Source organism: Klebsiella sp. 141198 (genome assembly GCF_050600785.1).
Classification (GTDB): Bacteria; Pseudomonadota; Gammaproteobacteria; order Enterobacterales; family Enterobacteriaceae; genus Klebsiella; species Klebsiella aerogenes.
In genome coordinates this window covers 671,672-697,745 of sequence record NZ_JAQIRM010000004.1, presented here as the reverse complement: position 1 = coordinate 697,745, position 26,074 = coordinate 671,672, and the positions used below count along the sequence as shown (strand labels likewise).

Genomic DNA, 26,074 nt, shown 5'->3' with positions numbered 1-26,074 from the left:
ATGTCTCATATTTTGTATGAATTGAATCAGCTTTCTTTGTTCCAGGTAAGTATATGCATTCGGCGTAGGTGGGCGCAGAAATACATTTTTATGTATTTAAAATTAATTTGTTGAATAGAGCTGCATATAACATTTGATGAGTTTACGTGCTTTTCACAGGGATTTTGTACGCATGACGCGTACTTAAAATAGTCAGAGTGAGTAACGCTGCATAAGTGCAGGTTATTCATTATGGCTGCACTCAATCAATACTATCTTAGAAAGGTTCATATGAAATACCACGAAAACAAAAAAAGGTCAGTGAAGTTAAACCCGATTGCAGCGTCATTATTACTGCTGATGCCCGTAATGGCGCAAGCGGAAATTTCTATTAAAAATGGCAGCGTTACTGAAGCTTCCAATGGGGTGCCGATTGTTAATATCGCGAAACCGAATAGCAATGGCCTTTCACATAACGTATACGACACGCTGAATGTTGGCGCTGAAGGCGTCATTTTTAATAACGCGACAAGCGCAGCACAGTCCGTACTGGCCGGACAGATTGCAGCCAACCCGAACCTTACGGACGGCAGCGCAATGGTTATTCTTAATGAGGTGACTTCAACGAATGCCAGTACCATTAATGGCATGATGGAAGTTGCCGGTGATTCCGCTCACTTGATCATTGCCAACCCTAATGGCATCACGACTCAGGGAGGCGGGTTCATCAACGCTGAAAAAGGGACATTAACCACGGGTACGCCAAAGATAGGTGACGATGGGTTATTAAATGGCTATTCGGTTAATGGCGGAACGATTACTGTAAGTGGATTTCAGAGCGAATCACCAACCGAAATCCTGGCGCGTAGTATCGTTGTGAATGGCGCGCTTTCTGCCAGTGAGCTTAAGATCGTCGCGGGGAGTAATGCGGTCAACGCCGACGGTGTAGTCACCGACTCCGTAACGCCTACCGGTAACGCAAGTACCTATGGTGTGGATGTTTCTAAGCTCGGTGGTATGTATGCGAATAAAATTAGCCTTGTCAGCACTGAAAGCGGCGTAGGCGTACGTAATCTGGGAACGATTTCTGCCGGGGATAGCGGTATTAAGATTACCAGTAACGGTAAACTGCTTAACAACAATGCGGTTATTCAATCCAGCGGCGATATCACCCTGAACACCAACGGTGTTTTAGAAAATAGCGCAGGGAAAATCAACAGCGATAAAATGATCGCTATTGATACTGCGGGTAATAAAGTTAGTAATATCAACGGTGGCAATATTTTAGCAACCACTAATAACTATATTACCAGCGGTAAATTCGATAATAGCAATGGTAAACTGGCTGCCGGACAAACGCTGGCTGTCAATACCAGTGGTAATACTTTTACCAATACCGGCAAAGCTAAAACGGCGGGTATTGAGGCGGGTGTCGTTGCAATCGAATCAGGTGATTTTAATAATAACGACGGTCAGATTCATGCTGGCTATGTCGGCCTGAAAAATACATCGTTAACCAATAATGGCGGCACTATTGATTCAACGGGCAATGTCGAAGTTGAAAGTACTGGAAACATTGAAAACGTAACTGGTTTGATCCGCTCCAGTGCTGGTGCTGTAAAATTAACGACAACTAAAGCAGTTAAAAACAACGACAACAAATCGGCCGATACCACGGGCGGTGAATCCTTGGGCATCGTCTCAGGTAACGGCATCGAGATTGCTGCTGACTACTTATTCAACTGGGCTGGCGAAATTGCCTCAGATGGTGATGTGAGCATCCAAACCACCAGTGATATTGATAACTATATGGGTAAAATTGAAAGCAGTAAGACTGTTTCAATTACTGGTCGCGACATAAATACCAGCCAATCCGGTATTAACGGCGGTGATGGTGTAAATATCGATCTCGATAATTACTACAGCCGATTGGGAGTGATAACTTCAGTAAACGGTGATGTTACTATCAAAGCCAACACCGTGAGCACAGATAGTTCAGTCATTAAAGCTAAAAATATCAGTATTGAGTCCGGAGCTGATATCGATGCTAAGTATACTATGATGGTTGCTGATCAAAAACTAGCGCTTAATGCGGCAGGCAAAATCACCAGCACCGATAGCGACAAGTTTGGCTTCTATGTCGGCCAATACTTCGGTTATGGAAACCAACAAGGTGGTTTAATTGGTGGTGAGGGTGTTGATATTACGGCGAAAAGCCTGAATAACGAATCAGGTCGTATCATTGCGCAAACCGGTGATGTAAATATTAATCTGACTGGCGATCTCGCAAGTAACAAAGGGCAGATTGTTGCTAATTCAGGGAAGATGACGATTGCTGCGAAGAAAGTGGCTGCTGATTACGCAACAATTTATAGTTCAGGAAATATGCAGATTGACGCAACTGCGATATCATCAAAAGCAAGTGGTTCTGTTGCTAAAAATACCGCTACCGGCATCATCTCTTCAGATAGTGATATTTTAATTAATATTACTGGTGACTATAATAACACTGGATGGGTGAATGCTGCAGGCAATCTGACAGTAAATACTTCCGGTTACCTGACAAATAATCACGCCTTTAATGCAGGTGGTGATTTAAATCTGACTGGCAAAACTATTACTAATAACAGCGACATTGCAGCGGGTAATACGCTTAATATCACCACTGCTAATGATTTGACTAATAATCTCGGCGCGAATATTACAGCTAAGACTACTAATGTCACCGCTAAAAATATCTCAAACTGGTCAAACCTGGTTGCTGATAGCCAGTTGAATGTCACTGCAAGTAATAACATCTACAACTATGGCAATCTTTATACAGCGGGTAAGGCGGTAATCAATGCTAAGAAAATCGTCAATACCGGTTTCTGGGCTGTATTAGGTGGGGCTCAAGGGTTTGAGACTACAGCCAATGTTGTAAACGTATTTGGTACCGTTGTCGGTAAATAAATTAGGTAGTGGGTGAAAGCAGTAAGGGATTACTGCTTTCACATTATCAGGATATGAAATGGATATTCGATACACCTTTATCATTGCTTCTCTTTTTTTAGCCACGCTACCCGTGACCGCCGCTGATGTTCAGTTAGGGCGACTTATAAAAGAACAGCAAAGTAACGATAATGCGTCCTTACAAGACAGAAAAATAGAGCAGAAAGATGTGTATTCTGATGCCACGACAAAGAAGCACACTGATAGCACATTCCCGCAAGAAACACCTTGTTTTCAGATCAATGAATTGATTCTTAATAATGACTTTTTAGATAACAATGGGTTAAAGGAAATAAAAAATAAGGTGATTGGTAAATGCCTGGGAATGAATGGGCTCAAAAAGGCTGCTGTGTTGTTCCAGGATTATTATATAAATGCCGGGTATATAACTACGAGAGTTGAAATTCCCTCACAGGATTTGTCAACGAAAAAATTAAATCTGACGGTAGTTCCAGGAAGAATTTCCGAGATTGTTGTGGCTGATAATGATGTAAGCAGGTGGATTTTACCGTTTTCAGATGGCGATATACTAAACATCAGAGATTTAGAGCAAGGGCTGGAAAATATCCAGAGAACCCCTGAAGTGGATGTCAAGATAAACATCCTACCAGGCGCTGAAAATGGTACAAGCAAAGTGCTAATAAATCCCCAGCGTAAAAAAAAGTGGAGCTTAAGGGCTTCTTATAATAATTTCGGGGATAAGAGTACTGGTAGTGAACTTATAGGTGGGACAAGTTATTTATATAATGTTACAGGCTTGAGTGACCTTTTTTATCTGGCAGGAACAGGTAGCCACACTGGTGGTTATAAGAACGTGAGTACTTATTATAGTGTGCCATTCGGATATTCTGAATTCAGTCTTTATTATAGTAAAAGTAAATCCCATCAAGGTATAGATATCGGTGCATATACTTTTGATTATGTTGGAGAAACGGAATACTTCAGTCTCAAGGGCAATAGAATGCTATACCGCAATGTGAACTCAAAATTGTCTACCAGTGCTGAACTGATCAGACGTAAATATGACTACACATTGGGCGGGACAGAACTGGTACTGCAAAAACGTGATATGGGTAATGTACGGTTAGGTTTAAATTATAAGAGAAACTTTACCGGAGCTGCGCTGGACTCAACGCTGAGCTGGCAGCGGTTTACCAAAGCTTTTGGCGGTACCGACACGCCTGATATGCGCACTGGCACTGTTAGTAAGAAAAGTCAGATTGTGAACCTTAATGTTAATTACGTGAAATGGTTAACAATGCTGCCAACTAACGCCTATTATGAACTTAATTTTGGAGCTCAATACTCACCAGATAATTTGACGTTACAAGATCAATTCACGATAGGCGATCGTTGGAGTGTACGTGGCTTTCAAAACAGTGATGGTATCTATGGCAATAAAGGCTTCTTTTTACAAAACACGCTAAATGTTGTTACAGGATATAAAGGTCTCATACCTTATATCGGCGCTGATTACGGTCAAATAATTGGTGAGTTACCTTCACAAAATCTTAGCGGCAAGAAATTAATGGGTGGTATTTTAGGTGTCAAAGGGAGTGTCAGAGCTTTGGAGTATGATGGTTCGATATCAGCGCCCTTTATATATCCCCATGATTTGGATGTCGATAAATATAAAATTAATTTCAATCTTGCGTACCAGATTTAATTCATCGGGAACTCTGTAATGCGTATTGGTACAGATATTGTTGAAGTGGCAAGAATAGAAAAAGCTATTGCTAATGATAAGTCAGGATTTCTTCATCGAGTATTTACGGATAATGAAATAAAAGATATTGGTATTACTACCATTAATTACGAACGAGTATCAGGCTTTTGGGCTGCTAAGGAGTCGCTGGTAAAAGCTATTGGGTATGGATTTAGTCACGGAATTCGTTTCCATGACATCGAGGTTGTCCATGACGAAAATGGAAAACCTGAGTTTCTATTGTCAGGGAGGGTAAAGTACATACTTAACGAACAAAATATTATGAATATATCATTAAGTATTTCTCACTGCCGGACATATGCGATAGCCGCAACCATAATCTATTAATTAAAGGCATTTATGTAAAATGTATAGGTATAGCGATCTTGTAAGTAAAAAAGTGCTGATTACTGGTGCCAGCGGCGATATAGGTCTTGCAATTTGTGCGAAATTTCTTGAGCAAAAATGCACGGTTTATGCGTTATATAAATCAAATGTCGAGCCCTTGCTTTCTCTGAAAGAACATCATGCTAATGGTGATTTACTTAATATTTTTCCGTGTGATCTCACAAGCCAGGAAGAAGTCATTGCGTTGTGTAAGCAGTTGGCCATCGAAGCCGGAAGACTGGACGTGCTGGTGAATAACACGGGCATTGTCAAGGATAGCCTTTTTGCATCAATGACCTTTGATGATTTTTATTCGGTTATCAACATTAATTTACTTAGCCTGTTCCGGTTAACGAAAGAAGCATTAATGTTATTACGTTCCGCAGAAAGCCCTGTGGTTATCAATGTCGCATCTGTGGCTGCTCTTGTACCAAGCGTTGGTCAGGCAAACTATAGCGCATCAAAAGGTGCAATATTAAGTTTCACCAGGACTCTTGCAGCTGAGCTGGCGCCTCGGGGCGTACGCGTTAATGCGGTTGCGCCGGGGATGATTGAATCCAAAATGGCGAAGAAGGTTCCACGTACAGTTGTTCGTGAAGTGACTAATTCAATTCCCTTAAAACGACTCGGGAAATGTGACGAAGTAGCCAACGTTATTGTTTATTTAAGCTCTACGGCATCCAGCTACATCATAGGGCAAACCATCGTGGTCGATGGTGGCATGGTAATGCGGTGATTTATGTCTAAGTATTCGATACCGCCAAAAATTTTTCTTGCCATGGGCGGCTGGCGTCAACCTCTACTTATGGTAGATAAAATAGTCGATTATAAATATGGAGAGAATGGCTTCATCAAAGTTATAAAACATGTAACTTATAATGATCCTTATCTGCTTGGGCATTTTCCAGAAGACCCCATTATGCCGGGGGCTATCATTTCTGAAATATTTGGCCAGGCAAGCGAGTATTATTCTTTCCTCACTGATATCTGTGACATTTATCAACATCACACGGGAGAAGAACTCAGGACATTGCGTGACATCCATACTTATATCAAGCATCCGGATATGTTGAACATAATACATACAAGGCGTGCTGAGGTACGGGGTGTATTAGCCTCACAGAACCTGAAGTTTAAAGAAGCGGCTTACCCGGGAGATACGATTGAAGTGGTAAGTAAACTCTCATTTTCTGATGAACGCGGGTTTAAACATTATTTAGTTACAGCCAACGTTGGCAAAAGAGTCATTAGTCAGGGCGTCATTATTAACTTTAGAGAAACCATTTAGTTTTCCAAGGAGATTCGGTGTGACAAACATCCATGATGAAATCAATGAAAGAAAAAAAATAATCGTTACGATTAAAAGCGAAATTATTCAACGTCTAAATGTTCAGCGTGAGGCTCATCAAATAGATGATGACACGCCGTTGTTTGGTAACGGATTGAAACTTGACTCTGTAGATGCAACGGAAATTATCGTTATGCTTGATAAAACCTTCAACATCCAGGTATCGGAAGGCGATGATCCCGCTTATATGCGAAGTATAAATAATCTGGCATCTTTCATACTAAAGAAAAAAGCATCCTGAATTGAAACAGTTACATTGAAGGGCATTCTATGAAGTTACTTTCTGACCTCCATTTTAAAAACAATGCGGTTATGGGAATCTATAATCATCAATGCGTACCATCTTCATATCATGATGTTTTTGAAGAATATAAAGCCGTTCGTGAAAATGTCTTGTTGGTAGATTATTCTCATATGTCCATTACCAGCGTGATGGGTGAAGATGCATGGGCGCTTGTGAACTATATGGTCTCTGCTGATGTATCAATCATTCGTGATGAACAGGGTATTTACTCTTTGCTGCTCAACGCAGATGGAACCATCCGCGGTGATGCTTATATTCTGTGTGCCGCTGAAGGTTATTATATTTTATCCGAGAATCTCACCGCGAAAGAAGTTGTAGATATCCTGAATGAAACCCTTATAAAGGCCGATGATTTAGATATCCAGGAAATTCCTGAGATAAAATCGATGGAAGAGGATGACTGGGGCGTCATTATGCTGGAAGGGCCGTATGCCTGGGAGGTAATGGCTGAGGTTTATGGTTTTGATATCATTGGCTTGCCTTATTATGAATATATGAACACCGATGATGGGCTAATGATTTTTCGTTGTGGAAAACATGGCGAATTCGCATATCAATTGATTGGCGCACAAGCAACGCTTGTTACGATGTGGATGAAATTACAAGAAATAGGCGCCAGATATTCGCTGAAAACCGGTGGCTTAGATTTTCAACGTTTGGTGAGGATTGAAAATACAGGATGGGATGAAAGTATTTATCCTCGCTATTCCAGTAATCCTGTTGAACTACAAATGCAGTGGGCTATCCAGTATGACAAAGAGGACTTCATAGGTAAGAATGCAGTAGTGGAGTTATCGCGAAATGGCGCAAAACGTAAGCTTGTTGGGATCTCCCCCTGCGATGAATGTAGCCGGATCGACTCAGATGATCTGGTGATAGTTAATGGATGTCAGGTTGGAGTTATTGTCAATGCAGCATATTCTCCGGCAAAGCAAGCATGGATTGCGCTGGCCCTTATTGATGAGGGTTATGCGTTAGCTGATATTGCAGGTTTTAGCCTTAAAACCGCAAATGGCGAAATCACCGCAAAAACACAAAATTTACCATTTATTTATAACTTGAGCTTATTGGTTAACCCAACAACACATAGCTATGTTGATGCGTCGAAAGCAAAGAGCGCGCTTGTCACGGTATAACATTTAGCGACGACAATATTGTATCCAGCATCGGTCGGTAGAGAATAAAAATCGGGATAGAAAATAAAATTATGGAAACGAGCAGAAAAAGAGTGGTTATTACCGGCATGGGGATTTTGTCGTCTCTGGCTGACAATATAACAGACTTCAGGCAAGCACTGCTGGAGAAAAAAAATGGCATCGCTGATAGTGCGCGTTTCTCTAAATGGTTTGCGAACGCTCGTGCGGCTGAAATGCTGCATCAAATTCATTGCCCCGAATTATCAAAAGAGGTTATCTCATCGCTAGATAATGCTGCGCTTTGGGCCTACAAAGTTGGCAAGGAAGCGCTCGAGCAGGCAGGACTGGCGACCAATCGACCGTGCCTGGAACAGATGGGGCTGATTGTTGGCGTTTCTTCGGCGGGTACTGAAGCTTTCCTTCCGCTATTTGAGCAGCGTATTCAGGACTTTTCGTTACGTAAGGCTCTTTTTTCAGGCAGCTTTTCATCGTGTTGTTCCAGCGCCTCGACCTTATTGGGTTTGAAGGGGGGAGTGGAACTCGTCGCAACAGCTTGTACGGCGAGCCCGAACGCCGTCGGCATGGCTTTTGATTACATTCAAAATGGCAAAAGCAAGGCTATGCTGGCTATTGGAACGGAACCCATTTATTTACCAACCTTTGCTGGTTTTTATGCTCTGAATGTTATGCACCCGCAATCGTGTTCGCCATTTTCGGGACATTCAGGGATGTCTATTGGCGAAGGTGCAGGGGCAATAGTACTGGAAGAGTATGAGCATGCCGTCGCACGCGGCGCGACGATTCTCGGAGAAATTCTCTCTTACGCCACCTCGTGTGATGCATATCATGAAACGGGACCCGATCCGCGCGCCAGCGGCGCAGTGCAGGTTATGCAAAAAGCTATGGCGAATGCAGGTCTCAAACCGGAGCAAATTGATTACGTTAATGCGCATGGTACGGGGACGCAAGCTAATGACCAAATAGAAACTCTGGCGATGAAGAAAGTTTTCTCTGGCGCCGAACATATATTGATCAGCTCAACTAAATCCTATTTTGGTCACAATATTGGCGCCGCCGGTATTGTCGAGCTCATTGCATGCTTAGTCACCCTTCCGCAGAAGCATGTTTTGCCAACGTTGAATTTTTCGCAGCCGCGCCCTAACTGCGATCTGGACTACGTTGCGAATGAATTTCGACACAAAGATATCAACATCTTTATGAAGAATAACTACGCATTCGGCGGTAATAATTGCTGCATGATTGTCAGTACGAAACCATGTTCAGTTCCTCTTACCACCTATGATGCTAAACGTGTTGCCATAACTGGGATAGGTGCCGTATCGGCTATTGGACATACTCTTAATGAAATTCTTCGCTATATCCATGAAGGCGACAAAACGGTGGAGTTGAGCGGCGTAGTCTTTCCTGATGACACTCTCGATGAGGCTAAAGCGCTGTTGGACGTTGTGGCAAAAACCCATCAATTTGCGGAAATATTTGGCGCAGAATATCAAGACGCGGCCTATCAACAACCGGAGTCAGAAAAGCACTTTAAAACTTATCAGGTGAAAGACCTCGAACCACGTAAACATCTACGCCGCTATGACCCGCGCAAAGCAACACGTGGCGGTACGTTTGCGCTGATGGCACTTTCAGAAGCGCTGAATTTGGCGAAACGTAAGATTAAACGCGATGGAGATGATCTGGGAATGGTTCTGGGGATGGCCCGTGGACCGCAAGAAACTACCTATAAGTACTTACAAAGTTTAAAACCTGACCCGCGCAAAGTACGCACATCAGAGTTCCCTGGTTCACTGATGAACTCGATGACGACGTTTTGTGGGATTTCAGAAGGTATAAAAGGATATACGACAACATTAGCGACCGGTGAAAATGCGGCACTTGGCGCATTGACCTATGGCTACGAAATTGTTCGTCAGCAACTACAGCCGCAGGTCATTGTTGGTGGAGCTGATGAACACTTTCCGTCGATGTCTCTGTATATGGATGCGGTGACCAATAAGATTCATATGACGTCGAATGCCGCTGATTATCAGATATATGCCAAAGAAGCGCATGGATATGTTCCGGGTGAGGGTGCTTGTATGCTGTTATTGGAAGACGCGCTTGCCGCTGCTTCCCGTGGCGCTGAAGTACTGGGGGAAATTGCGGGTTACGGTAAGTCATGCAGTAATACCTACTTTGATGCAACGCAAATTGAAGAAAAATCTATCGCGATGTCTCTGGCGATCGCGCGCGCGCTTGCAGACGCGGGTATTACCGCAAAGGAAATTGATCTAGTCTGTGGAACCAGTAATGGTAGCGAAGTGAGCTCAATAATAGAAATTAATGCAATTTATAATTCTTTCCATTGCCATAATCCAAATGTGCCAGTAGTGAATTATAACGCATTCTTTGGCTTTGTTGCTTCATCTGCAGGGCTTTTAAATCTTGCGGTGATTCTTGATTGTATTCAAAGACAATCCGTTCCTGCTATTCCTTATACACAAACTTTTGCCGATAAAAGAATTAATTTTGTCAATGAAACGCGAGAAATAACTATCAAATATGTTCTTTTGATTGGCGCTACCGAAGGTGGGAATTATTACGCTATCGTCATTAAAGGATAATAAGGTGAGTGGGAGAGCTATTATTTCTGGCTTCAGTGTATGCTTGCCTTATGCTGAGAATGGTTCGCTGTTAATTCGAAATCTGCAGCAAGGCAAACGGGTGCATTTGTCGCCATGGTTTATATCAGATAACCAAGCTAGAGAATGTGGATTTGCGGGGAATATATTCATTGCGAAACTACAACGAGAAAACGATAGCGCTTTTGAACTGGTATACAAACTTATCGATGACGCCTTGCTTCAGGCTGGTCTTAGTAATGACAGTCTGAAAGGTAATAGGGTTAGAGTATACATTACCGGAATAGGTCCTCGTGTTGATGTCATGGATTACAGGAACTTCTATAATTACAATGACATGGAAGATGTTTCGGTAACATCCTCCATTAAAAACCTTTCTGTGAAAAATATGTCGCAGGATAATGTTTCCTATACGATTGGACAGAGGTATGGACTGCACTATTTGCCACCAAATATGAATTGTACAAGTAACTCGTCACTGACGGCGATTCATTTGGTTACCAGGGCAATAGAGAGTGGGGGAATCGATCTAGGGCTTATCATTAATATCTCAAAAATCAAATATCAGGATCTCGGATTTCTGGCAAGTCAGGGGATGTTAGATAGTGAAATTGTCCAACCCTTCGGCGTAAACAGCAATGGTGTGCATTTTGCTGAAGGCTATAGCGTTATGTTACTGGAAAGTCATCAGCACCGAATGGCGCGCGGAAAAAGTCCGGGTGTGTGTATTACTTCGGCATATAAGCAAATCAATGCTGGTCGCAGTAATGACTCTTCCTGGCAAAGTACCAGTATTTTCAAGTTGATTAATTCACTATTAAATGATGTCGGGGTGAGAAAAGAAGACCTTTGTGGATTTATTCCCCATGGTAATGGAACCTCATCCAGTGATAAAGTTGAAGCAAAAGCGATCGCTATGTTTGCTGGTGAAACCCCGCTTCCCATATTGGCCTATAAGGGGCAGATTGGTTATACCGCAACCGGGTCTGGACTAATAGACTTGATTATTGGCTATCATTTACTCATCACGAGTGAGTTAATTTTTCCTGTTATTAATGATGAAATCATAGATGACGTCGCTCACCATATCTCTGTAGATGGAGGGGTGAGAAAACATGAGAAAAAACATCTTCTGAAGACCGGACTAGGCGTCGATGGCTCAGTTGTCGCTTTATTAATGACTAACTTGAATAAGCACTGTGGCTGATATGAATAGTAAAATGTATTTGTCTTCATATTCATTTATTGAACCTGAAGAACCGTTTTATTTATATTACCCAAACTGGTTAAATGTTTGGGAATCACATTCATTCAATACAGCGTTGAAGGCCACGGGAGCAAATGGTTGGCGATTTAAACGCTTTGGCACACGAGCCGAAATGTATAATCGTGAAATCACAAGGCGGCCAGATCATATACCTTATATTAATGCTATGGAAAGGGTGTCGGATGATGCATTACATAGCTTGTCAGCAAAAGAGCGAATGTTGCTTTTGAAATCACGCACCGCCTTTATCTATATTGATTCATGGGGCGAATCAGGCGTTTTTGAATACAATATAAGTAGCCTTAATTTATCAACTATTGATACTTTACCTAAGAATATAATTAAGAAGTTCTCTATTAATAATGTGACTTGTAAAATACGAGGTGAAAACTATTCTCTATTCCAGGCAATGGCATTAGCTCAAGATTATCTTGCTTGGGATGTATTTGATTTTGTAGTGATCTGCGGAGGTTACCGTGCGGTGCCCTTGTTGGCGTTTACGGCAGAAAGCCTTCGCCATTGTGAAACAAAAAAACCGCATAAGTATGTTCCAGGTGTAAATTTTTCTATTGAAAGAGTGGGGTGCTTTATATTTAGTAGAAGGGAAAGTCATTTGCGAGTGAATTGTGGCCCATATATACCTAATGGGCCAGGTAGCTTGTTTGTATCGCAATCAGAAAACAATAATGATATTGACTTTATTGCCTATGCCGGTGGTATCAATAAATCAAAGCCACCCTCTAACAACGGAATCGATCTCATTACTCGTTATGGTTGTAGTGGCTGCATGACCCCCGCCTTGAGCTGGCAATACATTACACAACATGCTTTGCATAATGGTTGTCTTCGAACCGTTATCCCCGGGGTCGCCGGTGGCTATGCTTACTTTGACACCTGGTACTAATAGAAGGCTATATGCGCAGTAATATAACAGAACTACCCGATATATCTCTGTACGGCATACATAAATATTATGGATCTCAGGATAATATGACTCCTGCACTGAATGATATCAATCTTGATGTTGTAAAAGGTGAGTTCCTGGCATTATGTGGCCCTTCAGGTAGCGGTAAAAGTACCCTGCTTAATATACTTTCAGGTATTGATAAACCTACGACGGGCCATGTTTTTTTTCTTGGGAAAAATCTAAATGCGTTGTCTGAAAAGAATTTGGCGTCCCTACGCAGTCGTCATTTAGGGTTTATTTTTCAGTTTTTCAATTTAATTCCGGTGCTGAGCGTATTTGATAATGTTTTTTATCCTCTAATGCTAAATGGACATTTCAGTGCAAAAGAGGCGAGAGCGCGGAGTTTACATTTTCTCGATAGTGTTGATTTAGCCCATTTAGTGGAGAGAAAACCAGGCCAATTATCAGGTGGCCAACAGCAACGTGTCGCGATTGCAAGAGCGTTAGCACATAGCCCTGAAATCATTGTTGCGGATGAACCTACCGGAAATTTGGATCTGGCTACTGGCGATGCGATTCTCGACCTCCTGTTAGATATTAATCGGCGAACGGAAACGACGTTTATTATCTCCACACATTCGACTCAGCTACAAGAACGAGCGCGTCGGAGAGTGGAAATTAAAGATGGAGCAATAATATATGATTCAGCGAAGCAATCTTTGTAGAGTTTTGCTTCTGTGTTTAACCGCGGTTACATTTTCAGCATTCGCTGAATCGGTAGCCACACCTGTGGCCAATCGTGTGTTACAGGATGGGTTTCCACATGAGCCAGCGTCATTAGCATCGATCACTACACATTTGTTTAAAGAATATGAACGCACTAATAACGTTGGTGTGCTGATTTTTTATTCATGGGGGATGCTACGACAAGCCGCTCATTATCAGAATGTTAATGATTTGATTCACGCTTCTGAATATGCAAAGACGGGATTTTTCTATCTGGATGAGTCGGTCGATACCCATGAAGATAATTTTCTGATCAGATACTTACGTGCGCGTGTTGATGCGTGGCTTCCGGCTAATTTGGGGCGCTGCGTGATTACGATTGAAGATACCGACTCGCTGATGAGGAATAAAGATAAATTCAGCGCCAAGATTGTTAGAAAGATAAACGAGATGCGTTTACGAGCGCTCCACCAGTGCCATAACAAACAACAAGAAGAACAACTCCTTCAGCAGCTGAGAAGCGTGGGCCAAAACCTTAAAATCGATTATGAAAATAACAATCCACCCCCTTGGGACATGGCTGAAGTTTTGCAGGTTATTGTTCCGGTTATTAAAGGTGATTAAATGTCAAGGGATGTGATATTCATTAATGGTATTGTAGTGTTGCTATTGCTTTTTGTGATTTATAATATCATTTTCAACTATGGTGATGCTAAATTTTCATTCTTGAATTTACTACGACATCAGCGTAGAACACTGTCTACGGTTTTTGCAATTATTTTAGGCGGTGGTGCGATATTTTTATATGGCGGTTTTATCAAATACTCTTTTTGGATACTCAAAGAGCAGACGATACGAACGAATATTGGCCATGTGCAAATTTATAATAAATCCTACTTTGAAACAGCCAATAAGAATAAGAGCCTTATTGCTGACTACGGTGCACTAAAACATAAGATATTGCAAAACACCTATTTTTCTAATGCTATTTCGACAATTTCCGGTCAGCTTGAGTTTAGCGGGATTATCTCTCACTACGAAAGCGAAACATCAAATTATTTTTCAGCACAAGGCGTTGAGCCATTACCAGCCCTAAAGTTAGGAGCATTTGATAAGATAGTTTATGGAAGCGATCTGTCTCGCGTAAAACATAATGAAATTACGATAGGAAGCGGTCTGGCGAGAACTCTTGATAGCCATTATGGTGACTGGCTTGATATCCTGGCGGTTAATGTGTCAGGAGGACAGGGCGCTATTTCAGTAAAGCTTCGTGGTATTTTTGAGTCGGGGATTAAGGATTATGATGATGTTGTATTAAAGATACCTCTTGATACTGCGCAGCGAATCATGGGAACCAATGGCGTCAGTAAAATAGTTATTTTATTAAAACATGATGATGTCGCACCATTTATTATTCAAATGCGAGAGTTTATCTCTCAACAGGATTTACCTCTTATTGTTAAGGACTGGAAGGAAAGTTCTATTTTTTACCAGCAAGTTGAAGGCATGCTATCTGGTATCTATTTTTTTATCAAAGTTATCGTGGCACTTATTGTGGTATTCATGATCGGTAATTCAATGACCATGAATATCGTTGAACGGACTAAAGAGATCACCACACTACGAGCCATCGGCTTACAGTCCAGCCGTGTGACGCTTTTATTTTGGTTGGAAGGTGTATATATAGGTATTTTAGGTGCATTAGGTAGTCTTGCTTTTGGCTATGCCATTGCATCAATTATTAATATTTCCGGTATTGCGATGCCGCCTTCACCTGGCCAGTCTGTTGGATATACTGCATTTATTATAACCAATGATGCAGAGTTAATTTGGTTTACCTTAACGTTGCCAATTTTAACATCAGCCGTGGCTTCCATCATTCCTGCATATCGTGCATCGCGGCTTAATATTACTGATGCATTTAAATCTTCATAGAGGCTAGTATGAAAATTGGTGTGTGGTATTTATGCTCTTTGGCAGTATTACTGTATTCATCTGCGGCGCAAGCGACGAAAGTTGACCAGCAGGCTTTGGAAATAATTCGAAAGGCTGATGAGGCTCGTTCTCCAAATGAACCTTTCCGCTATGAAGTAACCGTGTTGGAGTTCAAAGAGGGAATGCAGGAACCCGAAAATAAGCAATCTCTCGATATTTCGATGCGTTTTATTAAGCCCGAAAGCGGTAAGAAAGCTGACGCTCGTTCACTTATACGCTTTATCTATCCTCCGCGAGATAAAGGTAAAGTTATGTTATCTGATTGGTATGATTTATGGTTTTATACACCGGAACTTCGCAGGCCAGTTCCCATTTCGCGTTCACAACGATTAATAGGCCAGATCTCTAATGGCGATGTTATCGTAACGAACTTCGAATATGCCTATGATTCTACGCTCGAGGGCGAGGAACCTTGCGGTGATAAAGTCTGCTATCGCTTATCTCTTACCCGTAAATCGGAGGCCATTACTTATCCAAAAGTGATTTACCTGGTAGAAAAAAATGCAGAGTTCCGACCATTTAAGGCATCGTATTACTCACTTGATAATCAATTACTCAAAAGTGTTTTGTATAAAAACTATCAAATGGTATTAGGAAAGAACCGGCCAACAGAAATTATTGTGCAGAATGCTCGCAACGAAAAGGGATATTCTGTCATGAAGTATAGCAACGTTCGTCTCGAATCCTTACCGGAATTTCACTTCACGAAGGAGTATATTCAGAGGGAAGCAAAGTGAAATTGCTTCTGGCTGCATTACTATTAATTCTAACGTTCATACCATTGTTGGTAATGGCTGACTGTCTTTCCGCGGATGAGATACAGCGTAATGGCCAGTTGGTTTTGACGGAGCAAATATCCTTTACGCATAGAAATGAGTCTTTATGGCGTATCAGTGGATCTAATCCTTATACGACTGATAATGCCTACAATAATATTTCAATCAATGCTTCTAGCACTTGCGACATTATTGATGATGTGTTGGCACTGGATCTTTCATTGTATGGCTTAGGATATCAACCAATGAAAGGTGTCGGGCTATTCGAAGAAGACGATAGTCGCTCTAAAAGCTTAATCGATAGGTTAAAGCTGAACGCAACGTTATCCGAAAGCGTCAGTCTGGAAGGCGGAAAGCTTAGACCGGATCCCGGCGCTTTTCATTTGAGGTCGCCTGCCGCATTGCTGACAACTTATTATGCCGGATTTAAACCTACCCGAATTTACGACCCGGCGTTTAACTCCTCCTATCATGAGCCGTTTTGGGGAGGGCGAGTTTCAGCAGAGTTTCGTGATTATGCATTCTCGCTTACCATCATGCCCAAATTAGTGAGTATTGATAAATATTATGAGTCATCCAGTAACTGGACGGCCAATCAACGGGGCAACAGTAGTGAGTATTATTTATTAACTTACACCGATTATCGTCTTGTTAATCATAGACTGGCAGCAGATATGATGCTTGGCGATTCTCCTTCATTGGCTCTGGCAGATAGCTACAATCTAACTCCGCAGTTTGTTGTCAACGTCGAGGCGGCTTTACACAAAACGCAACAATGGCGTCATTTTTCCCGTGAAAAACGAGATGACATATTATCTGGGAAATATCCTTCATCGCTTTATACACAGAATGATAAAACAAACTATGAATTAGCCGTTGGCGGCCAGTATACCACTGACCTTTTTAGCGTATTGGGTATCGAATACTATTATCAGAGTGAAGGGTACTCGAAATCGGCATGGCGGGAGCAAACTGATTTTATTAGGCTGTTAAGTAAGAAAACCGGTATTACCGGATTAGATAAAGTATTTGATGATTATAAGTTTCTAATGGGGTCAGAAATAAGTAATACAGGAAACAAAGGAATGTTACAAGGGCGACATTATATTAATTCATGGTTAAGTTTACAGAATGCAGATCATTCAACCCTTCAACCCTATCTGGTGATGAACGTAGTCGATGGTAGTTCCTTAATTGGAACACATTACATTAAGCCGCTAAAAGGGTTGGGCGAAAGGGTAGAAATTTATACGGGGTTTTATAGCGCATTAGGTCGTCGTGATTCAGAGTTCGCCCTTTTTGGCGAGACCCTCGGAGTCTATGTCGGATTTAAATACTATTTATAAGGACATATTGTCTATGACAACGTTATCAAAGCAGCCGACGGTACTTCTTTTCGCCGGTCAGGGAAACCCTACGGTAGGAATGGGGGCAGATTTATGGGATCTAAACGCAACCACCAGGCGAATCTGGGACTGCGCCAGCGATGTAACAGGGCTGGATCTTCGGCGATTATGTCAGAAAGGGCCGATGAATCGTCTGGTGAAAACGACGACGCAACAGGCAGCGGTGACGGCTATCAATGTCACGCTCTATAGTCTGTATGCTGAGCAATTCTCTGACGCTAACATTATTGGCTCGTGTGGGCATAGCGTGGGTGAATATAGCGCGCTTTATGCGGCCGGCGCTTTAACGCTGGAGAATGTGTTCAAGTTAATCCTGGCGCGCTCAACTATCATGGATAATTTAAGCAAAATTCGTAAAGGTACAATGCTGGCCGTGAGAGGCGCCGATTTTAAAACGGTAAGCCAGTTAATTAACGACTCCGGGAGTCCGGTTGTCGTGAGTTGTGATAACAGCCTCTATCAGCAGGTGGTTGGCGGTACGCTGCCAGATTTAAGTGAATTCACCGGGGTACTGATGGGAGCAGGCCTGGAGACGGTAAAGTTGAGCGTAAGCGGAGCCTGGCATACGCCTCTGATGGCTGAGGGAGTTCAACCCATGCGGGATGCGCTGAAGATGGTGGAAATTGTACGGCCAAATTATCCTGTACTGATGAATGTCACCGGACGGGAAGAATCTAACCCGCAGCAAATTAGAGAGAACCTTTCTTTGCATTTGACCCACCGGGTACAGTGGACTGCCTCTATGACTGCCTTTCTACAACATATCCCCCTCGTCAGGTTCGTTGAAATCAGTAATAAAGCTTATCTTGGACAATTGCTAAATGATTTCGACGACTTCTCTGCAGAGAATTTTATTCATTGTCGAAAAATGTTGTTGGCGTAACGAGGCTATCATGATACCGGATTATCTAACTTTTATTCGACGTCAGGATCGGTCGCTTCTGCCCTATTTGTACTTTATTTGTACACTGCTGATTGCATTCTACGTTAAAAACAGAGGGTATCTGTTGACCGTGGAAGATGCATTTCCCGTAAGCGCCATTTTTTCGTTAACTATGTTTAGCTTTGTTTATGAGCTTAAAGGTTATTGGTCATACAAATATGCGATAAAAAATATTAACTTTTCATGGTTTCAAGGGAAAAAGTATTCGCAATTTGAGGTAATACTATGGCATCCGCTCGTTGCTACAGCTTGCTGTTTACTGGGGTGCTACCTGGTTGTTAGAGGATTTCTACTCTTTTTTTCAAGCATTGCCGCGATGGCCTGTATTGTCATCTTTGTGCCGATAATGGTCTATATGATGTGCTGGTTCGCCAGGAATTGTTACGTCAAGCAGTTACAGCAGGCAACTGTGCATACGCTTAAATACCGTAATCTCCACCACTATGCTTGTTTGAACGTTACCGTCACGTTTCTAACCAGTTTTTGGGTTGTCAGTCCGTTGGTAGCGGATGAGGATTTTTCCTTATCAAATGGTTTTTTTTCAGCAAAGTTGATAGTCGCTATGTTGATTCTGTGTTCAGCGATACTGGTGGTCAATTTAATTTTTGCTCATCCCTCCAGACGCTATACTTTTTTAGGACGGCTTTTTCAGAAAGAGTTTGATGTGAATCTGGCGAAAACTATTCCACTTACCCTGATTTATAGGAAACCGCTGTGGTTACGGTTAGTTATTCTCTTTATTCTTCAACTGTTATGGATCCTCACTTTAAGCCTGTTACTGAAATTATTAGGGTGGGAAATATATTTTTATGCATATTTCATATTATGTATGATACCTGCGATAGGATATTTTTATTTACATGTTTACTGGCGATGGCATGATGATTACATGACGGCATGTGATATGTATCTCAGATGTGGTGAAAATAATAATTAACATCAAAAAATATGGCCAGTCAGTTTCCTGACTGGCCATATGCTATTTAGCTCTGCAGGGCATCAACAACACCACCCCAGTCAGTAGCAGCATTATAAACAAAGTTTGACCAAACCCCTGATTCAGCATACAGCAGGGAGTTGATATGGTCGGTTATAATGCTTCCCAGGCTAGATGGCGAACCGCCAAGAATATTGGAAACCAAATCAATAGTGGTTTCCAGTGCGGAGGAGGCCAGAATCATACCAGCATTAATACCTGCTGCTACCAGGCCCAGCGCTGATTGAATGGTGAAATCAACCAAAGCGCAAGGCAGGTCGATAATGCCTGCACCAGAGACATATTCCATTTCGTTTGCGGTTAATTCTTTCATTTTTAATTCCATCCTAGATTAATGAATTGTTAATGATGTGCCTATGCACACCGGGCAATATACTAATCAGAGGGTTTTTTATATAATAGTGAATATTTAAATGATCTATTAGTTTTAATGTGAATTAAACTTCACAAAACAGAATTAGAAAAGTGCGGGGGCTTATTACGTCAATTCATGTTTGATAACAGAAGATACCCGAAGGTATCTTCTGTGTGGCCGCGCGTTCAACTTATTGTTTAGAGCGTAGAAATGGGGGCGATTACGAAGTTGCGATAATAGCCTGTTCAACCTCAAAGCGGTTGGTTACTTTGCTGTCAATTTTTATGTAGGCTGAACGTTCTTCAGCGACAATCATGACCTGCTCAACGCCAGGTTTCGACAATAGACGGCGCTGTAGTTCATCATTAATGATGACATCGTCCGGGATCTCAACTCGGAGACTGCTCACGTAAGGTGGTTCGCTCATGGTACTGGCAACCAGCAGCCATAACATTGCGAGCAGGGCCCCAAGCAGGAACACCGTTTGTGAATCAAAGAAACCATCGACCCAGCCGCCGAGGGCGCCACCGATGGCCACGCCGATAAACTGGCTGGTAGAGTAAATACCCATTGCCGTGCCTTTATACCCTGCTGGCGATTCCTTGCTAATTAATGAAGGCAATAATGCTTCCAGGAGATTAAAGGCGAGAAAGAACAGCTGCACCCCTGCGACTAACTCCCAGAAATAGCCACCTGCGCCCCAGAGTACGATTTCAGCGATGAGGAGTAGGGCGACGCAGAACAGGAAAACTCGTTTCATCTTGCGCTTCACTTCCGCATAGATGATGAATGGCACCACGGCGACAAAGGAAATGACCATGGTCACCAGGTAAATTTTCCAGTGCTCGGCGGCCGGGAAACCAGCGGCCTCCAGTTGTCCTGGCAGCGCAACAAAAGTCGACATTAGCATGATGTGCAGACACATAATGCCGAAGTTCAGCTTGAGGAGTTTAGGTTCAGCAAGCACTTTGCTAAAGCAGCCCTTTACCATGCCAGATTCACGGTTCAGTACATGATTGTGGCTATTTGGTACTACCCATAGAGTCAGCAAAATACCGAGGCTGGCCAGAATAGCGATCATCCAGAATAGCGCATGTAATCCTAACTGGTGAGTGACAATAGGGCCGAGCACCATGGCGATAGCAAAGGTCACGCCAAAACTGACGCCAATGAAGGCCATGGCTTTGGTACGGTTCTGTTCGCGGGTTAAATCAGAAAGTAGTGCCATGACGGCGGCGGCGATAGCGCCAGAGCCCTGCAGCGCGCGGCCAAGAATAATGCCCCAGATGGAATCGGTCAGCGCGGCGATGATGCTGCCGATAACAAATATCAGCAAACCGCCAATAATTAACGGCTTACGGCCAATGCGGTCAGACAGGAGGCCGAACGGGATCTGGAAGACGGCCTGGGCTAGCCCGTAAATACCAATAGCCAAACCAATCAGCGCTTCGCTAGCCCCCTGCAGCGCCATGCCATATGTGGTCAAAACGGGCAGGACCATAAACATGCCTAGCATGCGCAGTGAAAACACGGTCCCTAAACCCCAGGTTGCGCGCAGTTCTCCTGGCGTCATTTTGTTATCGTTCATTACCACCTCAATATAAAAACTGTGACTAGTGTAGTGGGGGGATAAGGACGCGTAAATAAATGTTTGTTTAGCAGATATTACGACTGTGTTGCGTAATAGAAGAAGGGATGAGAACCCGAGGCTAAAATGGTGAAGCGCTAAATAAAAGCGTTAAAACAACAGAAAGGGCAGAAATGAAACCTGCCCTTATCATTATACCGATTAGGACGCAGCCTGATCCAGGAAGCTGTTCCAGTCGGTTGCGGCGTTGTTCACGAAAGTATTCCAGCTGTTTCCAGCAGTGGAAACGAAGTTTGCCCAGTTTTCCTGACCGGTGCTGACTACGCTTTCCCAGTTTGCTTGTCCAAGGAGGAATTTACCAAATTCAATTGCGCTATCGCCAACGAAAGAGGCGAAAGCCAGACCGGAGGTCAGTGCAAATGAGGTAAATCCTGCTGCAGAATTAGCGACAAAGCTGGCGAAGCCGGTTGCAGCGCTCACCAGGTTGAAACCACCTGAGACAGATTCCATTTCGTTGAATGTTAATTCTTTCATTGTTATTCCTTGCTATTAAAAATCCATATTTTTTGTAGACGTTTGCCTACCGTGCAAGGCTAGCACCATCTCCGCTAATGGCGCGAGATGGGCGGCGGTTAGCGATGCTCAATTTTTTCCTCAATTTTTAGCTGCGTGATGAGTGAAGAAAATGAAGTAGAAAAGTGAGGGGAGGGCGGTATTAATGAAGTAATCCGATGTTGGCGCATAAAAAAGCCCCCGGCTAGCGGAGGCTCTTTTCATTTCACATTAGCGTAATCTTATCTGACGTAAGCCAGCAGATTATGTGAATCCGGCACCATGAAATCGACAGACATCATGACTGACAGCGCGGTGATGGCGACGATGGAAAAGACGAACAGCTTACGTGCCCAGACTTTATCATCCGCCACTTTATACCCGCGAAGCGCCATGCCAAGCCACCAGACGCTTACGGCGGCAGCGACGACCAGATATTTGTATCCGGCATAACCCCCAAGGGAAAGCATCAGCGTTGCCACGGCAAAGGCCACGATGTACAGCGTGATATGGTTTTTCGCGACGGAGATACCTTTCACTACCGGCAGAACCGGAATATTCGCCGCCTGATAATCCTTGAAACGGAAGATCGCGATGGCGTAAGAGTGAGGCATCTGCCACAGGCTAAAGATCGCCAGCAGAATCGCCGCGCCGCTGTCAAAATCACCGGTTACCGCGCAGTAGCCAATCACCGGCGGCGCAGCGCCGGAGAGTGAGCCAATCAGCGTGCCGTAGACGGAGTGGCGTTTCATGTACAGGCTGTAGATGCCGACATAAACCACAAACCCCATCACGCCAAGCCAGCAGGCCAGCGGGTTGGCGCCGAACCACAACAGCATGAAGCCAGCAATACCCAGCAAGGTGGCGTATACCAGCGATGATTCTGGCGAGATCAGCCCTTTGACCAGCACCCGGTTTTTCGTCCGTTCCATCTTACGATCGATATCACGGTCGATGTAGTTGTTGAAAACACAACCCGAGGCGACCACCAGGGATACTCCGAGGAGCGTCCAGACGAACAGCGGATAGTCGATGTGGCCTTTGGAGGCCAGCAGGAAACCGCCGATCACGGAGATCAGGTTGCCAAAAATGATGCCTGGTTTCGTTACTTGCAGGTATTGCTTAAACATACTCGCCGCTCTTAGTGCATCATCATGTTGTAGTTGAGGTTCCACATAATCCAGATGGAGCCGACAACTACGATAGCAATGATGATTACGGTGAAGATAAACGCGGTCAGGTTCCAACCTTCGTCTGATTTACTGTTCATGTGCAGGAAGTACACCAGGTGTACCAGAATCTGCACCACAGCCGTGACCAGGATGGTTCCCAGAATCGCTGCATGCGAGGCAGAGCCACTCATAACCATTGCAAACGGGATAGCCGTCAGAATGATCGACAGGATGAACCCTGTCATGTAGCTCTTCACGCTGCCGTGAGAAGCGCCGCTATGATCGGTAGAATGACTCATTACATCGCCCCCATCAGATAAACAACAGAGAACACGCAGATCCACACCACGTCCAGGAAGTGCCAGAACAGGCTCAGGCACATAATACGGGTACGGTTAGTGTTGGTCAGGCCGCGACGCGATACCTGAACCATCAGCACCGCCATCCACAGCAGACCGGAGGTGACGTGCAGACCGTGGGTACCAACCAGCGCGAAGAACGCTGACAGGAAGCCGCTACGATCCGGACCCATACCTTCAACAATCAGGTGATGGAATTCATAGATTTCCATACCAACGAACCCTGCACCGAAGAGGAAGGTCAGGGCGAGCCAGGAAACGACCTGGCTCTTGTTGTTTTTGTACATGGCGATAGCCGCCATGCCATAGGTGATGGAGCTGAATAACAGCAGTGCGGTTTCAACCAGAACGAACGGCAGTTCAAAGATATCTTTACCCGCCGGGCCGCCAGCCGTGCCGTTCACCAGAACGGCATAGGTTGCGAACAGCGTAGCGAAGATAATGCAGTCGCTCATCAGGTAGATCCAGAAACCGAAGACTTTCATCGGTCCTGTATCATGGTGCCCGTGTTCATGCGCGTGGGCATTGTGCGCAAGAGTATCAGTTGCCATTTTTCAGCCCTGCTTTGTTAATCTCATCGAAATGCTGATTTTCCAGTTTTTCGACTTCCGCAACCGGTACGTAGTAATCCACGTCCTCGTCAAAGCTCTTGATAATCCAGGTCACTACGATGCCGGCGAAACCAACAATCGCCATCCACCAGATATGCCAGATCATCGCGAAGCCAAACACCGTTGCGAATGCAGCAATGATGATGCCCGCGCCGCTGTTTTTCGGCATATGAATTTCTTCATAATGCGCAGGTTGCTTGTACGCTTCGCCTTTTTCTTTCATTTCCCAGAACGCGTCACGTTCGTGAACGTTAGGAACGACTGCGAAGTTATAGAACGGCGGTGGAGAAGAGGTTGCCCACTCCAGAGTACGGCCGCCCCATGGGTCGCCGGTCAGGTCACGGTTCTGATCGCGATCGCGGATAGAAACGTAGAACTGAATCAGCTGGCACAGGATACCGCAAGCGATCAGCGCCGCGCCGCATGCTGCAACTACCAGCATGGAGTGGAACTGCGGATCGATGTCCTGGCTCAGGCGACGGGTCATCCCCATGAAGCCCAGCACGTACAGCGGCATAAATGCTACGAAGAAGCCGATGATCCAGAACCAGAATGCGCGTTTACCCCAGGTTTCGTTCAGGGTGAAACCAAAGGCTTTCGGCCACCAGTAGGTCAGACCTGCGAAGCAACCGAATACCACGCCGCCGATGATGACGTTATGGAAGTGCGCAATCAGGAACAGACTGTTGTGCAGTACGAAGTCTGCGCCCGGTACCGCCAGCAGAACGCCGGTCATCCCACCAACGGAGAAGGTAACGATGAAGCCGATAGTCCACATCATCGCCGAGTTGAAGACGATGCGGCCCTGGTACATGGTGAACAGCCAGTTGAAGATCTTAACCCCGGTCGGGATCGCGATAATCATAGTGGTAATACCGAAGAAGGCGTTTACGTTCGCGCCGGCACCCATGGTGAAGAAGTGGTGCAGCCAAACGATGAACGACAGAACGGTAATACAGACGGTTGCCCACACCAGCGAGGTGTAACCAAACAGACGTTTACGCGAGAAGGTTGCTGCGACTTCGGAGAAGACCCCGAATACCGGCAGAACCAGAATGTACACTTCCGGGTGACCCCAGGCCCAAATCAGGTTGATGTACATCATCATGTTGCCACCCATATCGTTGGTAAAGAAATGGGTGCCCAGGTAGCGGTCCAGGGTCAGCAGCGCGACGGTGACGGTCAGAATTGGGAAGGAGGCGATAATCAGGATGTTGGCGCACAGAGATGCCCAGGAGAATACCGGCATCTTGAACATGGTCATGCCAGGGGCACGCATCTTGATAATGGTCACAAAGAAGTTGATACCGGTCAGGGTAGTACCGATACCGGAGAGCTGCAGCGCCCAAATCCAGTAATCGACCCCTACGCCAGGACTGTACTCAATTCCCGAAAGCGGCGGATACGCCAGCCAACCGGTCTGTGCGAACTCACCGACGCCCAGAGACAGGTTAACCAGAATCACGCCCACAACCGTGAACCAGAAGCTCAGGTTGTTGAGGAACGGGAACGCAACGTCACGCGCGCCGAGCTGAAGCGGAACCACCAGGTTCATCAGGCCGATAACGAATGGCATTGCCACGAAGAAGATCATGATAACGCCGTGGGCGGTAAAGATCTGATCGTAGTGATGAGGCGGCAGGAATCCTGCTTCCCCGGCTGAAGCCAGCACCTGCTGGCTACGCATCATAACGGCGTCGGCAAAGCCACGCAGCAGCATGACGATTGCCACGATAACGTACATGATACCGAGACGTTTGTGGTCGACGGACGTCAGCCACTCGTTCCATAGGTAGGACCACTTACCGAAGTAAGTGATCGCTGCCAGTATCGCCAGTCCCCCGACGATGATTGCAGCAACCGTTACCACGATAATAGGTTCGTGGTAGGGCACTGCATCCAGTGTAAGTTTTCCGAACATC

Annotated in this window: 24 protein-coding genes; 17 read left to right on the top strand and 7 right to left on the bottom strand. The window is 44.3% G+C overall.

Annotated elements, in window-relative coordinates; genetic code table 11:
• The first annotated feature begins 231 nt into the window (after positions 1-231).
• The 17 genes from PGR10_RS17215 (at position 232) to PGR10_RS17135 (ending at position 19,455) form a co-directional block, all read left to right on the top strand.
• A complete protein-coding gene (locus tag PGR10_RS17215) occupies positions 232-2,931 on the top strand; it encodes a filamentous hemagglutinin N-terminal domain-containing protein (RefSeq protein WP_271031996.1) in 2,700 nt (899 codons plus the stop codon).
• Positions 2,932-2,989: 58 nt separating this feature from the next.
• Positions 2,990-4,636: a ShlB/FhaC/HecB family hemolysin secretion/activation protein gene (locus PGR10_RS17210; protein ID WP_087860392.1), complete on the top strand. Its 1,647-nt coding sequence runs from the start codon at positions 2,990-2,992 to the stop codon at positions 4,634-4,636.
• Between the two features lie 18 nt (positions 4,637-4,654).
• Positions 4,655-5,023, top strand: coding sequence for a holo-ACP synthase (gene acpS / locus PGR10_RS17205; protein WP_087860391.1), 369 nt, complete (start codon positions 4,655-4,657; stop codon positions 5,021-5,023).
• Between the two features lie 19 nt (positions 5,024-5,042).
• Positions 5,043-5,798 carry an SDR family oxidoreductase gene (locus PGR10_RS17200; RefSeq protein WP_087860390.1) on the top strand — a complete coding sequence of 252 codons (756 nt, stop codon included), beginning with the start codon at positions 5,043-5,045 and terminating at the stop codon, positions 5,796-5,798.
• A 3-nt stretch (positions 5,799-5,801) separates the two neighbouring features.
• Positions 5,802-6,350 (top strand): 3-hydroxyacyl-ACP dehydratase FabZ family protein, encoded by a 549-nt coding sequence (locus PGR10_RS17195; RefSeq protein WP_087860389.1) that lies wholly within the window; start codon positions 5,802-5,804, stop codon positions 6,348-6,350.
• A gap of 19 nt (positions 6,351-6,369) precedes the next feature.
• Positions 6,370-6,651, top strand: coding sequence for an acyl carrier protein (locus tag PGR10_RS17190; protein WP_087860388.1), 282 nt, complete (start codon positions 6,370-6,372; stop codon positions 6,649-6,651).
• A gap of 29 nt (positions 6,652-6,680) precedes the next feature.
• Complete coding sequence (locus tag PGR10_RS17185) at positions 6,681-7,850, top strand: aminomethyltransferase family protein (RefSeq protein ID WP_430923828.1); 1,170 nt, start codon at positions 6,681-6,683, stop codon at positions 7,848-7,850.
• A 71-nt stretch (positions 7,851-7,921) separates the two neighbouring features.
• Positions 7,922-10,480, top strand: a complete 2,559-nt coding sequence (locus PGR10_RS17180; protein WP_430923827.1) for a beta-ketoacyl synthase N-terminal-like domain-containing protein — start codon at positions 7,922-7,924, stop codon at positions 10,478-10,480.
• A 4-nt stretch (positions 10,481-10,484) separates the two neighbouring features.
• Positions 10,485-11,705, top strand: coding sequence for a beta-ketoacyl synthase (locus tag PGR10_RS17175; RefSeq protein WP_308958227.1), 1,221 nt, complete (start codon positions 10,485-10,487; stop codon positions 11,703-11,705).
• Between the two features lies 1 nt (position 11,706).
• Entirely contained in the window at positions 11,707-12,669 is a 963-nt protein-coding gene (locus tag PGR10_RS17170; protein WP_430923866.1) for an ATP-binding protein, read from the top strand.
• Between the two features lie 11 nt (positions 12,670-12,680).
• On the top strand, positions 12,681-13,397 hold the full coding sequence (locus PGR10_RS17165; protein ID WP_087860385.1) for an ABC transporter ATP-binding protein: 717 nt from the start codon (positions 12,681-12,683) through the stop codon (positions 13,395-13,397).
• The gene (locus PGR10_RS17160) at positions 13,372-14,022 is read left to right on the top strand and encodes a hypothetical protein (RefSeq protein WP_430923826.1); all 651 of its coding nucleotides are present in this window, start codon (positions 13,372-13,374) and stop codon (positions 14,020-14,022) included. The genes PGR10_RS17165 and PGR10_RS17160 overlap by 26 nt, the downstream gene beginning before the upstream one ends.
• Positions 14,023-15,333, top strand: a complete 1,311-nt coding sequence (locus tag PGR10_RS17155; protein ID WP_430923825.1) for an ABC transporter permease — start codon at positions 14,023-14,025, stop codon at positions 15,331-15,333. It begins immediately after the preceding gene.
• Between the two features lie 8 nt (positions 15,334-15,341).
• Complete coding sequence (locus tag PGR10_RS17150) at positions 15,342-16,130, top strand: outer membrane lipoprotein-sorting protein (RefSeq protein WP_213317103.1); 789 nt, start codon at positions 15,342-15,344, stop codon at positions 16,128-16,130.
• Positions 16,127-17,515: a hypothetical protein gene (locus PGR10_RS17145; RefSeq protein ID WP_430923824.1), complete on the top strand. Its 1,389-nt coding sequence runs from the start codon at positions 16,127-16,129 to the stop codon at positions 17,513-17,515. The genes PGR10_RS17150 and PGR10_RS17145 overlap by 4 nt, the downstream gene beginning before the upstream one ends.
• A gap of 13 nt (positions 17,516-17,528) precedes the next feature.
• On the top strand, positions 17,529-18,458 hold the full coding sequence (locus tag PGR10_RS17140) for an ACP S-malonyltransferase (RefSeq protein WP_113373745.1): 930 nt from the start codon (positions 17,529-17,531) through the stop codon (positions 18,456-18,458).
• A 130-nt stretch (positions 18,459-18,588) separates the two neighbouring features.
• Positions 18,589-19,455 carry a hypothetical protein gene (locus tag PGR10_RS17135; protein ID WP_430923864.1) on the top strand — a complete coding sequence of 289 codons (867 nt, stop codon included), beginning with the start codon at positions 18,589-18,591 and terminating at the stop codon, positions 19,453-19,455.
• 46 nt (positions 19,456-19,501) lie between these two features.
• Here the strand turns inward: PGR10_RS17135 and PGR10_RS17130 are convergent, their stop codons facing one another.
• From PGR10_RS17130 to cyoB, 7 genes are all read right to left on the bottom strand, one after another.
• Positions 19,502-19,828 (bottom strand): hypothetical protein, encoded by a 327-nt coding sequence (locus tag PGR10_RS17130; protein WP_087860380.1) that lies wholly within the window; start codon positions 19,826-19,828, stop codon positions 19,502-19,504.
• A gap of 262 nt (positions 19,829-20,090) precedes the next feature.
• Entirely contained in the window at positions 20,091-21,458 is a 1,368-nt protein-coding gene (locus PGR10_RS17125; protein ID WP_087860379.1) for an MFS transporter, read from the bottom strand.
• A 201-nt stretch (positions 21,459-21,659) separates the two neighbouring features.
• Positions 21,660-21,992: a hypothetical protein gene (locus tag PGR10_RS17120; RefSeq protein ID WP_047739997.1), complete on the bottom strand. Its 333-nt coding sequence runs from the start codon at positions 21,990-21,992 to the stop codon at positions 21,660-21,662.
• A 260-nt stretch (positions 21,993-22,252) separates the two neighbouring features.
• Positions 22,253-23,140: a heme o synthase gene (gene cyoE / locus PGR10_RS17115; RefSeq protein WP_015367961.1), complete on the bottom strand. Its 888-nt coding sequence runs from the start codon at positions 23,138-23,140 to the stop codon at positions 22,253-22,255.
• 11 nt (positions 23,141-23,151) lie between these two features.
• Positions 23,152-23,481, bottom strand: coding sequence for a cytochrome o ubiquinol oxidase subunit IV (locus PGR10_RS17110; RefSeq protein ID WP_015704585.1), 330 nt, complete (start codon positions 23,479-23,481; stop codon positions 23,152-23,154).
• Positions 23,481-24,092 (bottom strand): cytochrome o ubiquinol oxidase subunit III, encoded by a 612-nt coding sequence (locus PGR10_RS17105; RefSeq protein WP_087860378.1) that lies wholly within the window; start codon positions 24,090-24,092, stop codon positions 23,481-23,483. Before PGR10_RS17105 ends, PGR10_RS17110 begins: the two co-directional genes overlap by 1 nt.
• Positions 24,082-26,073: a cytochrome o ubiquinol oxidase subunit I gene (gene cyoB / locus PGR10_RS17100; protein ID WP_015704587.1), complete on the bottom strand. Its 1,992-nt coding sequence runs from the start codon at positions 26,071-26,073 to the stop codon at positions 24,082-24,084. Before cyoB ends, PGR10_RS17105 begins: the two co-directional genes overlap by 11 nt.
• Between the last annotated feature and the right edge of the window lies 1 nt (position 26,074).

Excerpts from the sequence above, each read along its gene's own strand:
- PGR10_RS17215 (WP_271031996.1), top strand. The coding sequence starts at position 232 with ATGGCTGCACTCAATCAATACTATCTTAGAAAGGTTCATATGAAATAC.
- PGR10_RS17210 (WP_087860392.1), top strand. The coding sequence starts at position 2,990 with ATGGATATTCGATACACCTTTATCATTGCTTCTCTTTTTTTAGCCACG.
- acpS (WP_087860391.1), top strand. The coding sequence starts at position 4,655 with ATGCGTATTGGTACAGATATTGTTGAAGTGGCAAGAATAGAAAAAGCT.
- PGR10_RS17200 (WP_087860390.1), top strand. The coding sequence starts at position 5,043 with ATGTATAGGTATAGCGATCTTGTAAGTAAAAAAGTGCTGATTACTGGT.
- PGR10_RS17195 (WP_087860389.1), top strand. The coding sequence starts at position 5,802 with ATGTCTAAGTATTCGATACCGCCAAAAATTTTTCTTGCCATGGGCGGC.
- PGR10_RS17185 (WP_430923828.1), top strand. The coding sequence starts at position 6,681 with ATGAAGTTACTTTCTGACCTCCATTTTAAAAACAATGCGGTTATGGGA.
- PGR10_RS17180 (WP_430923827.1), top strand. The coding sequence starts at position 7,922 with ATGGAAACGAGCAGAAAAAGAGTGGTTATTACCGGCATGGGGATTTTG.
- PGR10_RS17170 (WP_430923866.1), top strand. The coding sequence starts at position 11,707 with ATGAATAGTAAAATGTATTTGTCTTCATATTCATTTATTGAACCTGAA.
- PGR10_RS17165 (WP_087860385.1), top strand. The coding sequence starts at position 12,681 with ATGCGCAGTAATATAACAGAACTACCCGATATATCTCTGTACGGCATA.
- PGR10_RS17160 (WP_430923826.1), top strand. The coding sequence starts at position 13,372 with ATGATTCAGCGAAGCAATCTTTGTAGAGTTTTGCTTCTGTGTTTAACC.
- PGR10_RS17155 (WP_430923825.1), top strand. The coding sequence starts at position 14,023 with ATGTCAAGGGATGTGATATTCATTAATGGTATTGTAGTGTTGCTATTG.
- PGR10_RS17150 (WP_213317103.1), top strand. The coding sequence starts at position 15,342 with ATGAAAATTGGTGTGTGGTATTTATGCTCTTTGGCAGTATTACTGTAT.
- PGR10_RS17140 (WP_113373745.1), top strand. The coding sequence starts at position 17,529 with ATGACAACGTTATCAAAGCAGCCGACGGTACTTCTTTTCGCCGGTCAG.
- PGR10_RS17130 (WP_087860380.1), bottom strand. The coding sequence starts at position 19,828 with ATGAAAGAATTAACCGCAAACGAAATGGAATATGTCTCTGGTGCAGGC.
- PGR10_RS17125 (WP_087860379.1), bottom strand. The coding sequence starts at position 21,458 with ATGAACGATAACAAAATGACGCCAGGAGAACTGCGCGCAACCTGGGGT.
- PGR10_RS17120 (WP_047739997.1), bottom strand. The coding sequence starts at position 21,992 with ATGAAAGAATTAACATTCAACGAAATGGAATCTGTCTCAGGTGGTTTC.
- cyoE (WP_015367961.1), bottom strand. The coding sequence starts at position 23,140 with ATGTTTAAGCAATACCTGCAAGTAACGAAACCAGGCATCATTTTTGGC.
- PGR10_RS17110 (WP_015704585.1), bottom strand. The coding sequence starts at position 23,481 with ATGAGTCATTCTACCGATCATAGCGGCGCTTCTCACGGCAGCGTGAAG.
- PGR10_RS17105 (WP_087860378.1), bottom strand. The coding sequence starts at position 24,092 with ATGGCAACTGATACTCTTGCGCACAATGCCCACGCGCATGAACACGGG.
- cyoB (WP_015704587.1), bottom strand. The coding sequence starts at position 26,073 with ATGTTCGGAAAACTTACACTGGATGCAGTGCCCTACCACGAACCTATT.